The organism is Gordonia sp. DT219 (assembly GCF_049847065.1).
Taxonomy (GTDB): Bacteria; Actinomycetota; Actinomycetes; order Mycobacteriales; family Mycobacteriaceae; genus Gordonia.
On sequence record NZ_JBNCNR010000093.1, the window covers coordinates 1 to 353 of the forward strand.

At 61.2% G+C, this 353-nt stretch carries 1 pseudogene; it reads left to right on the forward strand.

The features are described from left to right. Positions 1-51: 51 nt before the first annotated feature. Positions 52-353: pseudogene (locus ACPXB3_RS22570) on the forward strand (HNH endonuclease); the annotation flags it as partial.

Sequence of the window (353 nt, forward strand, 5' to 3'; positions counted from 1 at the left end):
GAACTGATGTTTGATCGCATTCACTTTGGTCGTATTCACTGGGGGGTGACAATGACAACGATCGATCTGCCGGCTCTCGCGCCGGATGAGCAGGTGGCGTTGTTGCATGCCCTCCTCGATCAGATGGGTTCGACGGATCTGACGCAGTGCTCCGACGAGACACTGCTGGAGGTCGCGGCAGCCAATGAACGCGCGATCAACCGGTTGACGTTTCAGGGTGACCGGCAGATCGTCGAGTTGTCCGACCGGAATGCGGAGCGCCGGTTCGGGTTTCGATCGGTGACCGACATGATGGTCGTCGGGTTGCGGGTGTCGGAGCCGATGCGCCGCCGCAAGCAGATGACCGCCACCGC